The sequence below is a fragment of the Aerococcus sp. HMSC062A02 genome (assembly GCF_001809535.1).
Lineage (GTDB): Bacteria > Bacillota > Bacilli > Lactobacillales > Aerococcaceae > Aerococcus.
In genome coordinates, this window is the sequence record NZ_KV797935.1 from 69,266 (window position 1) to 84,086 (window position 14,821).

The window sequence follows — 14,821 nt, forward strand, 5'->3', positions numbered from 1 at the left end:
GTCTGATTGGTGTCAGTCTATTTTGATGCGCCGCCAATCATTCCAGTCTAATCAATCTTGTTCACACCCTGTAGTCGGGTTCAGGCTAGCAGAAAGAGCTCCTCTTCACCAAAATCCGCCGAAGACTTTCAGTCTTCTCTGGTTTTTGGCTCCAGAGGTCTCTTTCTCCCGCTAGCCTTCACACCCTTTATTTTTAAGCTTTTTCCGATACCTGCAAGCTTTCACCAATCGCGTTCAAGCGGTCTTCCCACTGGGCCTTGCTCAACCCGTGCTCAGCCACATAGCGGTTGCGGGGGTGGCGTCGGCATTCAGGGGAGCAGCCGCGCAGGTACTTATCCTCATTAGCTTCGGAGGCGAAGATCTGCTTGTTACATTCCGGATTGGCGCAGTTGACATAGCGGTCGCAAGGCTCGCCGTCGAAGTGGTCACGGCCGATAACGCTTGGATCGACATGGTTAATCGGTACGGAAATCCGCTCATCGAAAACATACATCTTGCCTTCCCAGAGGTCTCCCTTGGTTTCAGGGTCCTTGCCGTAAGTGTCGATGCCACCTTCTAATTGGCCAACTTTTTCCCCGATACCTTCACGGACCAGCCAGCCAGAGAATTTTTCGCAGCGGATGCCGCCGGTGCAGTAGACCACGACCTTCTTATCCATGAATTGCTCTTTATTGTCAATCACCCATTGAGGGAGTTCGCGGAAGGAGTGGATGTCTGGGCGGATGGCCCCTTGGAAGTGGCCCAGGTCGTATTCGTAGTCGTTCCGGGTGTCCAAGACAATGGTGTCTTCATCGAGGAGGGCTTCCCGGAAGTCGGTTGGCTTGAGATAGTCGCCGGTCGTCTCGAGGGGGTCCAGGTCTTCGTCCAAGTTGAGGGAGACGATTTCCTTGCGGGGACGGACGAACATCTTCTTGTGGGCATAGTCGTCCGCCTCGTCAATCTTGAACCAGACATCTTCAAAATCTGGCAGGCTGTGGACATAGGCCATGTACTGGTCAGTCTGGTCGATGGTTCCCGATACTGTTCCGTTGATGCCTTCCTCACCGACCAGGACCCGGCCTCTGAGACCAATCCCCTTGCAGAAGGCTAAGTGGTCTTTGGCAAAAGCCTCAGGATCTTCAATATGTTCATATTTATAAAATAATAAGACACGGTAGTCTTTTGTCATAAGCTTTATTCCTCCTTTGTAGTTGCAAGCTACAAAATCTTACATTAGCCATTATACGCGCACAGCTTGGCCAGGGCGAATCTTATGCTCAGAGTAGTTCTTGGCAAGATTGGTCGACGCAAAGCACTCGTCAGGGTATAGAATGATGAGAAAAAGAAAGCAGGTACAGACGATGAAGCGATTAGAAAAATTAGAAGCGATTGAAGCCATTAAGCAGTGTAAGGCGCGTTACTGGCGAGCCATTGATAGTAAGGACTTCGACCTCTTAAGGACTGTCATGGCAGAGAGGGTGGTCTTTGATACCTCGCTTTCGACTTGGGATCCGATTAAGGGCCAGCACCCCTTGCTTCCAGCCAAAACAGAACCTTCTCGGTCACTAGCAGAAGTCATGGGGAATGCGCGAAAGATCATGGGCGCGGGTACCCAAAGTGCGCATATGGGCCATATCCCCGAGATTACCATCGAATCCGACTGCACAGCCAGGGCTTATTTTCCCTTTGAAGACCGGGTTCTCTTCAAAGGCTTTGCGGCCTTCAACGGCTACGGCTATTATAAGGATCACTTTGAGAAGATCGACGGCCAGTGGTTGATTGTCAAGAGCAAGATCTACCGCTACCGCTTAATCGTCGATTCCGTAGACTGATAAAAGCTTTGAACGCTATAAAGCTACATGTCCTTATCTTCGATATCATTAAATTCTTAGATAATAAAGTTTTTATTTTGTATCTTTTAATGGGGATTAAAGAACAATAAAGCTTGTTAAATCAATATTTATTATGGATTTGAATTTAATATAAAAGCAAACAGCACTTAGAAATTGCCAGTCTAACAAGTAAATGCTAAGATACAATGTGTTAAGCTAACTAAATTATAATTTAGATTAAAACAAAAAAATAAACACTTTAGTGGAAGGCTTGTCTTTCTCCAGGAGATAAGCTTGCAAGCTAGGAGGATTTGTATGGAGAAGAATTATCGTTATGCGATTCGTAAGACGACACTCGGTGTGGGAAGTGTGGCGATCGCAGCTTTTTTAGCTGGTCAGGTTCAAGCCGTTGAAGCGGCAGAAAATCTTGACGCTGCTGCTATTACAGCCAACCAACCTGCGCCACCAGCTGCAGACTCTGAAGCGGCTCCCACACAACCGAGTAGCACGGGAACCGAAGCCCCTATTAATGAAGCCCTGAATACAGCGGCACCGACAGCTGGGGCTAACACCACCGCCAGAGACGGGGTTGCGACCACCGCTGACGGTCAGGTCAAGACAACGGCTGCTAATTCCGTCGCAGCCGACGAAGCCCAGGTTGGTCATTATCGGGATTCGGACTTGGCTAATAATGGGATTTCAAAGGAAACACTAGCAGAAGATATTGGAAAAACTGTTGAAGGTTTTACACCAGAAGTCTTGAATCCAAGCACCACTTCTGAAGATAAAAAATCTTTTGGTATTAAAATTGATATTGATAGAAATGTATCTGAAAGGACTTATACTGGTGTTTATGTAACAGATAATGTGAATGGGACACCTGCCAAAAGAGGCCCTGGTGAAGTAATAGATCCCAATAAGACTTATACACCTGAAAGCACGAATAGATTTTTTAATGATGTCAATTATCAGCCGTCAGAGACTGAAATATCTACAGCTGTAAGTGGACGCAGTCAAGTTGAGTTAGCGATAAATACGTATCCGGACTTTTTAAAGCATGTTAACAATAAGGATAATAAAAAGACAACGATAGGTTGGAAGTCAGAGTATACTCAAAACAATCCCAATAACAAGTTACTTGAGGGGACTAACTTTGCAACTGGTTTCTCCGTCAACCCCTATCCGAATGAAAACAAGAACTTATCCATTATTTCAGTTGTAGGGGAAACTAATGTGGCTAAGGTGCCGGTCCAAGGCCAATACCTGAAGACCGGGGCTCGGATTGAAAACTTGTTGCCAGAAGACTACACCCGGATCACTAGTGAAGTCTACCACCCAGATGGAACGGTGGTAGACCCTAAGGAAGCCCAGGCCATCCTGGTCACCCCTGACAACCAAGCGGAAATTGCTAAGGAAGTTGGGGAAGTAAATCCTGCGGACATTGTCTTCAAGATGCCTCAAGGGGCCCTACAAGATCCCAATTCCATCTTTAACAATAAAAGATTCAATGGCATTCAAAATCTCAATGTTCGCTTCTTCGCCAGACCGCGGACGGCAGACGAATTTAGTGCCATTGTAAAGGAAGCCAATGACTTACAAGGTTATGAAGATAAATTCTACGTCCCAACCGGTGCCGGTGCAGAGGTCATTAACCACAACGGCCAAACTGTCACCATCGATAAGCAAGGGATCGCCCGCTACGACCACTACAACAAGGTCGGGGAAATTACCGTCAACCTGGACGATACCCGCTACTATGACCAGACCTTCAACCGCATCCAAGGGCCCAAGGATACTGCTTATTCTAATGCTCTAAGACCCGGCAAGTCCATTACCTTGAAGATTAACTCACGCAGTGGTGAAGGCTCTGACCCTTCCAAGTCCTATGAAGATATGCAAGGGGCCCAAAGCCAAGGTCGAGCCAATGGAAAATTAGTGGAAAAATTCAAGAAGGATGCTGAAGCCAAGGGTTGGAAGGTGGAAACCAAACCCGGCAACCCTTCTGAATTTACCGTAACGGCACCGGCCGATGCCCAGCCTGGCGATACTATGTACTTACCGATTGAGTATACCTATACCAACGGCTCCAAGGATACCCACGCCTTCTATTTCGTGGTCCGAGATTCTGATAATAATGTGCCGGTCTACCATGCTGAAATTGGCTACCAAGGTGACAGCTTAAAGCAATTACCTGAAATTCCAAGTGATCCGGATAAGCTGCAACCTGAGTCCTTCGAATTGGTACCGGGGACCTATACTGATGACCGGGGCAATGTCTGGTCCAATGTTAGTATCAATCCCCAGACGGGTGAAGTGACCGCAGTCGTTCCTGAAGATGCGGATATTGTCGGGGGCGAGAACGTTTATATTCCTGTTAAGGTCAACTATACAGATCCTGTGACCAAAGAACCTCGAGCGGAGACGGTTAAGGCCCAATTTATTGCCCGGCCAACCAACATCGCTCAAGGCGGCCATGCGGTAGTAGAAGAGATTCCTTTTGACACCCATGTGGTCTATGACGACACCCTGGATGCGGGAGTTGTCAAGAAGACAGATGGGGAACTGGGCTCTAAACGCACCGTTTACGAATGGAACTTCGACAACCGCAGGCGGGCTAACCGCGATGGCCGGATGGTGGAACAACCGGTGATGACTAAGGTCCAAGAAACTATCATTAAGCCGAAGAAGGATGCTGAGATCCGAATTGGGGTTAAACCCGTTCAAACAGGACTGGATATTCCAATGACTACCGAATATATCCTTGATCCAAGCCTTCAACCAGGACAAGATGAAATAGTTGAAGAGGGCCAGGATGGCTATGTCCTGATTACATCTACTCGTCATCCAGAGACCGGAGCTATCAGCTTAAACAAGACCGTCGACACCCCAATGATGCCGCGTAAGATCAAGATTGCTAGCTATGAGCATAGCAATGATATTCCTTATGAAACACGGTTAGAATTCGATAACAGCCTGCCAGCTGGAAGTAAACAAGTGGTTCAAGAAGGAATCGTTGGGAAGACCCAAAGCAAGTATACCCCTGCTCGTCTAATTGATTCGGCTCCCCTCAGAGACTATCTCGACAACGTTAATGTTGAAACAGAAGGCGGTAGCTATTTACCTGGTGGTATCCCTAACTATGACAAGATCGCCAACTATCTTGTTGCCCAGGGCTATTGGGATAGAGACCTCTATACTAAGGGGGTCGATGAATATGGGGATATGACATCATTCTATGCTGGTGTGCCACTCTATAACTTTATTTACATGGACGCCAAGAATCATCTATCGGGAGATATTCTCCTCCCATCGACTGTTAGCACCAAGCCTGTCAAGCCAAAACAAGACCAAGTGATCAAAGTCGGCACCAAGACCACCGGCACGCTTGTTGACACTGATGACATTCCATTCAACTACACCGTGGAATTCGATCCGAACTTCTACACCAACTACCCCGACGCGACTGAGAACTACAAGGTCGTGACGCCAGGCCAAGCCGGGTCCAACAAGAAGACCTGGACCATTGAAAACTCCAAGATCGTGGGCGAGCCTGTCGTTGAAACAGTCGCTCCAGTCAATGCCGTGATCAAGGTCGGCCAAAAAGACTATAATGGCTCATTTGAAACGGTGGACAAGGACCCTGTTCCATTCGAAACCGAATACATTGTAGATAATAGCTTAAATCCAGGTGCTGAAGTGGTAGAAAACCCAGGTGAGCTCGGTGAGAAGACCACTACAACTACCCATATCATTAAGAATGGTCAAGTGACGGCTTCGACACCAGGTCAAAGTGTTCAAACCAAGGATCCCGTCAAACGTATCGTTCGCATTGGGGCGAAGACAAATGGTACATACCAAGTGACCGAAGCAATTCCATTCCAAGTGGAAGTGAAGAAAGACCCATCACTCAAGAAGGGCGAATACAAGATCGAGACGCCTGGTAAGGCAGGTAGTCAGACCAAGACCCTGACCATTGAAAACTCTCAAGTAACAGCAACATCTGAGCCAACCATTGATGAACAAGCTACCAATGCGGTAGTCTTAGTTGGCGACCAAGACTTTACCGGCGAAGTCAGCCATGATGTGACTGAGAAAGTCCCATTCCCAGTTAAGGTCATTGAAGATCCAAGTCTAGACAAGGGGACTTACCATGTGGACCAAGAAGGGGTGCCAGGAACCAAGACCACAACTTATACCCAAGCCATTAAGAATGGAGCCGCTGATGGGGCATTGACCTCAGCTGTCAAAGGGGAAACACCAGCTAAGGAACACATTATCCGGGTCGGCACCAAGCCTTTAGCCGGTTCGACCAATGTGACAACCAGCAACCAAAAACCATTCGATGTGGAAATTGAATACGACAACACCAAGCCTGCCGGTACAGTGGAAGTGGTGCCAAATACAGGCATTCCAGGTGAAGAGACTAAGACCACGCCAGTTACCGCCCAAGACGGTACTGTGACTGCCGGGGAAACAAGCACTACTGAAACCAAGGCCCCAATCAACAAGAAGATTATTGTCGGGACCCAAGGCTACAACGGTGAATTCAGCCATGAATACAGCAATGTGGTGCCATTTGAAACCGAAGTTGAAGTCGACCCAAGTCTGGCACCTAATGAAGTGGTTGAAGTACAAAAAGGCCAGTTAGGCGAAACCACCACCAAGGTAAGCCAAAGCATTACTAACGGTGTTCCTGGTGAGAAAGTGGTTTCTGATCCGGTTCAAACTAAGGCACCGGTCAACCGCAAGATCAAGGTGGGAGCTAAGACGGAAGGCGTCCATACTTACACTGAAGAATTGCCATTTAGCTACACAGTGGAATACGACCCAGCCATCGAAGCTGGCAAGTATGAAATCGTGACCCCAGGGGCAGTCGGCTCACGGACCACGGAATGGCCAATTACCAATTCAATCGTTGGCCAAGGCAAGGTCACCCAAGAAACACCTGCTATCAACGCGCTTATCAAGGTTGGAAACAAGGACTTTACCGGCCAAGTGACCCATACCGAAACCGTACCGCTACCAAATACAGTAGAAATCCGCTACAATCCGAATGTCAAAGCTGGCGAAACCAAGGTCCTTGAAGAAGGGAAGCCTGGTTCCGTTGATGTGACCTACACTCAAGGCATTCGAAATGGCCAAGCTGACGGCGAGCTCAAGAAGACCGAAGCCAACCGCCTAGAGCCAGTTAACCGGGTTATTGAAGTGGGCACCCAGCCAGTTAGCGGGACCGAAACCCCAATCCAGCAAGATGTTCCGGTTGAAGTTGAATACCTTTATGACAACACCAAGGACAAGGGCTTTGTTGAAGCGGGTCAAGTCACTCCTGGCAAGACCGAAAGCAAGGTCGTTTCCAAGCTGGTCGACGGCCAAGTGGTCAACACCGTTGAAAATGTCGTGACCCCAGCCAAACAACAAATTATTGTTGGGACCAAGGACTATACGGGCGAATTTAAACATACCGAACAAAGTATTGCGCCATACCGCACCATCTACAAGTTGGATCCAACGCTCAAGCATGGTCAAGAAGTCGTTGATCAAGAAGGTCAATTTGGCTTAATCCAACGTCAAGTCAGCCAAGACTTCGTGAATGGCAAGCTCGGTGAGAAGACTTATGGTCCGACAGAAGAAGTGATGACACCGCAAGATAGAATCGTCCGCATTGGTTCAATGACTGACGGCAGCCACACTTCTACAGAAGAAATTCCATTTGCGGTCAAGGTTGAAGTTGATCCAAACTTGCCTAAGGGTGACTACCAAGTTGTCACACCAGGTGAGCCAGGGACGAAAGAAACCACGATAACGATTGAGAACTCTCAAGTGGTTGGCACACCTTCTAGCAAGCTGACCAAAGAACCTGTTACCCAAGTCATCAAGGTGGGCGACCAAGACTTCACGGGCGAAGTGTCCCATAATGTCACGGAAACCCTCCCATTCAAGGTGGACATCCAAGAAGATCCAAACCTCCCACTCTTCGAAATCCAAGAAGTTCAAAAGGGCGAGAACGGGTCCAAGACCACCAAGTATAGCCAAGCCATTAAGAATGGGGCGGCAGATGGCCAGCTGAAGACGGAAGAAATCGCTCGTACGGAACCCAAGACCCATATCATCAAGGTCGGGACCAAGGCCCCAGAAAATGCTGAAAGCAGGGTCAAGGAAGTCCCAGCCGAGATTGAATATGTCTACGATAATACTAAGGACAAGGGCGTCGTTGAAAAGGGTGCCTACACTCCAGGCAAGGTTGAAACCAAGATTAAGAATGTCTTCAACCCACAAACTGGCCAGATCGAAACCACGACCGAAGAAGTGGTGACTCCAGCCAAGCAAGTGATTGTGGTGGGCACCAAGGACTACACTGGTGAATTTAAGCACACCGAACAAAGCCTGGCCCCATTCAAGACTGAATACAAATTGGATCCAAGCTTGAAGCCAGGCCAAGAAGTGGTTGAACAAGAAGGTAAACTCGGTTTAATCGAACGCGATGTTAGTCAGAAATACGTCAATGGCACCATGGCAGACAAGGTCTTTGGCCAAACCCGCGAAGTGATCGCTCCTGAAAACCGGATCGTTCGCATTGGGGCCAAGACTGATGGCAGCCACACTTCCACAGAAGAAATTCCATTTGATGTCAAGGTTGAAGCCGATCCAAGCCTGCCTAAGGGTGACTACCAAGTGCTGACTCCAGGTCAACCAGGGACTAAGGAAACAACCGTTACGATTGAGAATTCCCAAATTGTTGGCCAACCCGTATCTAAAGTGACCAAAGAACCTGTGACTCAAGTGATTAAGGTCGGCAACCAAGACTTTACCGGTCAAGTGAACCACACCGAACGCTTCGAAGTGCCTTACAAGGTGGAAGTGCGCGAGAATCCAAATCTCAAGGCTGGCGAAACCAAGCTGGTCCAAGAAGGTCAGCCAGGTTCTTATGACGTGACCTACACCCAAGCCATCAAGAATGGCCAAGCCGATGGTCAACTGGAACGCGCAATCTCTAATCCAGTCGAACCTAAAGCCCATATCCTTGAAGTCGGCACCCAGCCTGTTGCTGGTAACGAAACGGCTATCAAGAAGGAAATTCTAGTTGAAATTGAATACGTCTTTGATGACAGCCTTGAAAAAGGTCAAGTTCAAACCGGTCAATTGACCCCAGGTAAGACAGAGACCAAGGTCGTTTCTAAAGTAGTGGACGGCCAGGTGGTTAATACGGAAGAAACGGTTGTAACCCCAGCTAAACAAATTGTCCGCGTTGGGTCTAAGGACTTCACCGGTGACTACAAGTTCTCCACTACCTGTCCTGTCCCATTCCCAGTTGAAATCAGAGAAAATCCTGACCTCACAGTAGGAACAAGCAAGACAGTCCAAGAGGGCGTTCCTGGTTCTAAGACCACGGACTACACTCAAGCCATCAAGAATGGCCAGGCTGACGGCGCACCAGTCAGCCAAGACGGCGCCTACACTGCACCAAAAGCTCACATCATTGAAGTGGGCACCAAGCCAGTTGAAGGCAACACCCATGAAAGCAACAAGGATGTGCCTGTTGAAACGATCTTTGAATATGATCCAAGTCTGGACAAGGGCAAGGTGGAAACTGTCCAAGTTGTACCAGGTCATGTGACCAGTCAAATTGTCAATAAGGTGGTTGATGGTAAGGTTGTGACGGAAGAAGTACCTGTAGTGACCCCAGCCAAGCACATTGTGAAGGTGGGCACCAAGGGCTATGACGGCCAGTTCAACCACGAAAGTATCCACGGAACGCCTTTTGCAACGGAAGTGATCTATGACGACCAGCTCGATTCAGGCAAGGTCGAAGAAGTCCAAGCCGGTCAGCCAGGCCAAGTCAAGGAAAGTGTGACCCAGGCGATCGTTAACGGCGTTCGCCAAGACAAGCAAGTCAACCAGGAAGTCCTCCGCGAACCGCAAAAACGGATCCTCCGCGTCGGCATCAAGCAATTGATTAAGGAAGTTCCAGTTGAGAAGATTGTGGAAGTTGTCAAGGAAGTTCCCGTTGAAAAGGTCGTTGAAGTGGTTAAGGAAGTCCCCGTTGAGGTCATCAAAGAAGTTCCGGTCGAAGTGATCAAGGAAGTTCCTGTCGAGAAGATTGTTGAGATCGTTAAGGAAGTTCCCGTTGAGAAAGTAGTCGAAGTGATCAAGGAAGTCCCTGTTAAAATCATCAAGGAAGTCCCCGTTGAAGTGATCAAGGAAGTTCCGGTTGAGAAGATTGTTGAGATCGTTAAGGAAGTCCCTGTTGAAGTGATCAAGGAAGTTCCGGTTGAAATTATCAAGGACTGCCCAGGCATTGAAGTGGTCTACAATAAAGACCTCAAGCCTGGCCAAGTCAAGGTGGTGGATCCAGGCGAGAAACGCATCACCGAAATCCGGGACGGCAAGACCGTGGTGAAACAGGAAGGCCGCAAGATGATCGTTGAAGTCGGCTGTGCTAAGACGGATAAACCAGCTGTCATCCCTCACAATCCAGAAGGCGACAAGGACCAATCGAAAGATCCTCAAGATCCACAAGGCGACAAGGACCAGTCTAAGGACCCTCAAGATCCACAAGGCGGTAAGGACCAATCGACAGATCCAAAAGAGCCAGAATCAGGTCATAAAGACCCTCAATCCGATGAGAAAGAGCCAGAAGCCGGCAAGGATCCCCAAGGTTCAGACAAGGATAAACTGCCAAGCAAGGATCCTCAAAACGGCGACCAAGACAAGCTGAAGGACAAGGATCATGCCATCTCTAAAGATCCAGAATCAGGTCATAAAGATCCAAGCTCTGCTGACAAAGTTCCTTCATTCGAAGAAAGACGTCAAGACACTAAGCCTGAAGCAGTCAAGCTCAACACAGACCAAGTTAAAGTCCTAAAAGGAAGCAGTCCAGAAAGTGGACAAGCCAAGGCCTATACGCCGCTGACCCAATTGCCAGCGACTGGGGCAGAGGCTAGCGCTAACCGCTTCCACCCAGCCGTATTGACCCTCGTGCTAGGACTCGGTCTCTTGACCTTCTCCACGAAGAAGAAAAAAGCTTAATCCATTAAGCAAAAGTTGACTTTAATCGCTAAGTTGAACCAAGTGAAGATAAGTCAGAGCGCATCAAGAATATAATCTTGGTGCGCTTTTTTATCGTTTAGTCTTGATCTGAGGGGGGAGTCCACTTATTTTTCTCTTGGTGGACTAGGCTGAATACTTAGCTAGATAAGAGAGCAATAAGATTCTGTTTAATTTTTAATCATTAATGTGAAATCGATAGCAAGTGACATTGTGAAGCTGATGGATCAGTGTTAGTATAAGTACGGATAAATTGCAAGGGGGTGAATGAAAGGAAAAAACGATCACAGTATGGTAAACGGGTGCGATTGCTAAGGTTTGTTTAAGAATTTCCATACTTTTCGAAGGTGAATTAAGAATGGAAAAATTTGTGAAAGGGAGAGTATTGTGAAAAGTTTATTAGCAGTCCTTGTGACTTTAGTTTTATATTATATTCTTTACCGGATGCAAAAAAGAAAACTATCTTTAATGGTCCGGGTGCTAACAGCAACAGCTATGGGTGCTGTTCTAGGTTTTATCTTTATGGGACATACTGACTATGTGGTTGTCTTTGGGAAGGTTTACGCTAACCTTTTGATGGCCTTTGTGATTCCCTTATTAGTATTTTCAATTGTAGCTACAATCATTAATATTGGCGATATGAAGACCCTGGGATCGATTGGTGGACGGATCTTGGGTTTTCTTTCTTTGCATAACATTTTAGGTTCGATCATTGCCATTATTGTCGGCGGCTTGATGCATCTTGGCCTGAATTCAGGAGTACAGTTTGATAAAGCTGCAGAACTTGAAGAAGTGCCTCATTTTTCAGAAGTTATTATTAGTTTCTTCCCCCGCAATATTGTTGATAATATGGCCAACAATAATATTGTGCCGATTGTTATTTTCAGTGTCATTGTGGGTCTAGTTATTTTAATTTATGAAGATAAGTCTGAAATCCAAGCTTTTATTGATTTTGTGCAAGCGGGGAATAAGTTGATGAACCGGGCGATCGGCGCAATTGTCAAGTTTACGCCTTATGCTGTCTTATCTTTGTTGGCTAACCAAGTGTCTTCTTTGGATTTGTCCTTTGTGACGTCCTTGTTAAGCTTACTGGCAGCTGTTTACATTGCCTGCCTCTTCCACAGCTTCATTACATCTTCCGCCATGGTGGCTCTCTTCAGCCAGCACAATCCCTTCAAGGTTCAGCGTAAGATCTTCCCTGCTTGGTTGGTAGGCTTTACGACCCAAAGTTCTATTGGCTCTATTCCAGCTAGTGTGAAGAGTCAGCGGAGTCTAGGTGTTCCTGAAAATATTGCCTCCATCTCTGCATCGATAGGAACCACTTTTGGGATGCCTGGTTGTGCTGCCATTTGGCCAGTTCTACTTGCTATCTTTACGATTAATGCCTTAAATATCGACTTTGGCCTCAACCAATATGTCCTCATGATTGGTGCGGCCCTCCTTGCCTCGATTGGGACGGTGGGTGTTCCTGGCACAGGGACCATTCAAGCCACGGCGCTCTTTGCAGCTATGGGCTTACCGGTTGAAATGATCCTGGTTCTTAGTCCAATTGCTGGAGTAGCGGATATGGCGCGGACCTCAACCAATGTTCATACAGGTGCAATTACTGGCTTCTTGGTGGCTGCCCGTGAACATAGTATTAACGAAGAGGAATACGCCACTCGCTTGGATGAACAAAGTGATAATTTTTAGAAAATAACGTCCTCTGCCATACTGTACGCATGAAAGTGCCAGAAGAGCTTATCTCTTTTGGTGCTTTTTTCTTTGATCAGGTCGCCTGGCTAAATTTTGGATCTAAAACATGTTATCCTAGGCTTAATAATAGAGAAGGGAGACTGTCATATGGATTTGAATGAGCGCTTGAAGCCAGTGGCGGAACGTTTTGAGGCCCATCCTGACCGCCATCCGGATTGGACTTGGGAGGACGTGCTGGCTTGTTTAGCAGGCAGGGAAGACCTTGTAGAGAGCCTGCTTGCCATGGAAGAGACAGGCGGCGAACCGGATTTGATCGCCTGCGAACCCTTTAGGCGGGCCTTTTTTGCGGATATGAGTCCAGAGACTCCGGCAGGGCGGCGGAGTCTCTGCTATGACCGGGAGGCACGCTTGGGGCGGAAGAAGTTTCCACCTGAGACGAGCGTCGAAGAGATGTGCCAGGCCATGGGAACACGATTGATGTCAATCGATATGTATTTGACCTTGCAATTGTTAGAGAATCTTGATTTAAAGACCTCTTCTTGGCTGAAGACACCAGCTGCAGTGCGTGAATTAGGAGGCGCTGTCTTTGGCGATTATCGCTATGGCCAGGCCTTTATCTACCACAATGGAGCTGATGCTTACTATAAGTCGAGGGGCTTTCGGAGTTTTATTTATTTGCCTGATTGAGATAATTTGGAGGATGATTAAATGACAACACATGAACTACTTGCTGGCTTGAAAGCGAAAAAATGGGTCAATCTGACCCATGAAGTGACTAAGGATATGGCCATCTACCAGGCCTTCAACCCCCTGCAAGAGCGGGTGCTGACGACCTTGGAGGAGACGGGGTCGGACAACCGGGAATACACCCTGGGAACTTCCCATGGGACTCATATTGACGCGCCGGCCCACTTCATGGCGGGCGGCCGGATCATGGCAGATATTCCCCAGAAGGAACGCTACCTGCCCCTCTATGTTTTGCATCTGGAAGACAAGGTGGCAGCAAACGCTGGTTATGCCGTGACGGTGGAAGATATTAAGGCCTTCGAAGCCCGCTATGGCGACATTCCAGCAGGCGCTTTTGTCGCCTTCTCGTCCGGCTGGTACAAGCGGATCCACTCCCAGGAGGCCTTCACCAATACCAATGAAGATGGGGTGGAAGTGACGCCGGGCTGGTCGGTGGCTGCCTTGGAATACCTGAGCCGCGACCGGGAGATTACCGCCATTGGCCACGAGACACTGAATACCGATGCAGGCCCTGAAGCCGCTGCAGCCGGTGACCTGGTTGCCCAGCGCTTTTGGCTCAACGAAAACAAGTTCCAGGTCGAAGTCATGGCTAATTTAGACCAGGTCCCTGCTGTTGGCAGTGCGATTATGATCAACGCACCCCATATCAAAGATGCCGTTGCCTTCCCAGCTGAAGTGATTGCGGTCCTGGATGAGGAAGCCTAGTTTGGGAACAGTGAGGGACGCTTAATAGAAGCTATGGAAAAACCAGCAGAATGTGGGCTCTGCTGGTTTTTCGTTCTTCTGGTGGTTGCTTGTCAAATTTTCAAATGATGTCCTGCTTTGCGAGTAGCTGGTGGGGAACTTTCAAATGGTTCCATGGTTTGCAAGTAGAGTCGTGCCAACTCGCAAACGGGGCGCTGCTTAGCAAGTAGGATCGCACTAACTCGCAAACGGGGCCGCCATTAGCAAGTAGCCTCTGCTAGGCAAGCTGTCCTCTCTTCCCATAATGAAAACAAGCTAGCAAGGTCCTTGCTAGCTTGTTTAACCGATTATTTTATTGAAAAAAATTGCCAATACACAATTGGGATCGTTGTTTGTGTGTTGGCGCTTGCGAACACTCATTTGAAGGTCTTAATTGTGTGGTGAATCTTGCCAGTACACACTAAAAAGGTCCAATTGTGGATTGAAAGCAGTCAAGCCACTATGGAAGGTCTTAATTGTGTGTTAGATCTAACGAACCCACACTTCAGGTTTTTGTTTGTGGGTTGGTCTCGGTTTTTATAAATAGTATTTTTTACTCACGATAGGCAATCGTCCAAGCCTTGCTTGCCCTTATTCCAACTTTCTCCAAGCTACTAAAGCTAAGCGCTCTTTCTTACACCCTCCCTAGTCGGGTTCGGTCGCGCAGCTTCCTTGTCACTTCACAAGTCTCCGCCGCAGTCTGTTAGACTGCTCTGGTGACTTGCTCCAGTGAAAGGAAGCTAACCGCGCGCCTTCACACCCTTTATAGTTGGGTTCGACTTGGCAGGCTTGGAGTGATT

General features: G+C 47.9%; 6 protein-coding genes. 5 read left to right on the forward strand and 1 reads right to left on the reverse strand.

Annotated elements, in window-relative coordinates; all coding sequences use genetic code 11:
* Positions 1 to 193 precede the first annotated feature (193 nt).
* Positions 194 to 1,168: an oxygen-dependent tRNA uridine(34) hydroxylase TrhO gene (locus HMPREF2626_RS06605; protein ID WP_070619092.1), complete on the reverse strand. Its 975-nt coding sequence runs from the start codon at positions 1,166 to 1,168 to the stop codon at positions 194 to 196.
* A 172-nt stretch (positions 1,169 to 1,340) separates the two neighbouring features.
* Here HMPREF2626_RS06605 and HMPREF2626_RS06610 point away from each other — a divergent pair, with 172 nt between their 5' ends.
* The 5 genes from HMPREF2626_RS06610 (at position 1,341) to HMPREF2626_RS06630 (ending at position 14,003) form a co-directional block, all read left to right on the forward strand.
* Complete coding sequence (locus tag HMPREF2626_RS06610; protein WP_070619095.1) at positions 1,341 to 1,811, forward strand: nuclear transport factor 2 family protein; 471 nt, start codon at positions 1,341 to 1,343, stop codon at positions 1,809 to 1,811.
* Between the two features lie 315 nt (positions 1,812 to 2,126).
* Complete coding sequence (locus HMPREF2626_RS06615; RefSeq protein ID WP_070619099.1) at positions 2,127 to 10,838, forward strand: G5 domain-containing protein; 8,712 nt, start codon at positions 2,127 to 2,129, stop codon at positions 10,836 to 10,838.
* 405 nt (positions 10,839 to 11,243) lie between these two features.
* Complete coding sequence (locus HMPREF2626_RS06620; RefSeq protein WP_246818938.1) at positions 11,244 to 12,548, forward strand: dicarboxylate/amino acid:cation symporter; 1,305 nt, start codon at positions 11,244 to 11,246, stop codon at positions 12,546 to 12,548.
* Positions 12,549 to 12,698: 150 nt separating this feature from the next.
* Positions 12,699 to 13,238, forward strand: coding sequence for a DUF4256 domain-containing protein (locus tag HMPREF2626_RS06625; protein ID WP_070619103.1), 540 nt, complete (start codon positions 12,699 to 12,701; stop codon positions 13,236 to 13,238).
* A 21-nt stretch (positions 13,239 to 13,259) separates the two neighbouring features.
* Positions 13,260 to 14,003 carry a cyclase family protein gene (locus HMPREF2626_RS06630; RefSeq protein ID WP_070619106.1) on the forward strand — a complete coding sequence of 248 codons (744 nt, stop codon included), beginning with the start codon at positions 13,260 to 13,262 and terminating at the stop codon, positions 14,001 to 14,003.
* Positions 14,004 to 14,821: the final 818 nt, after the last annotated feature.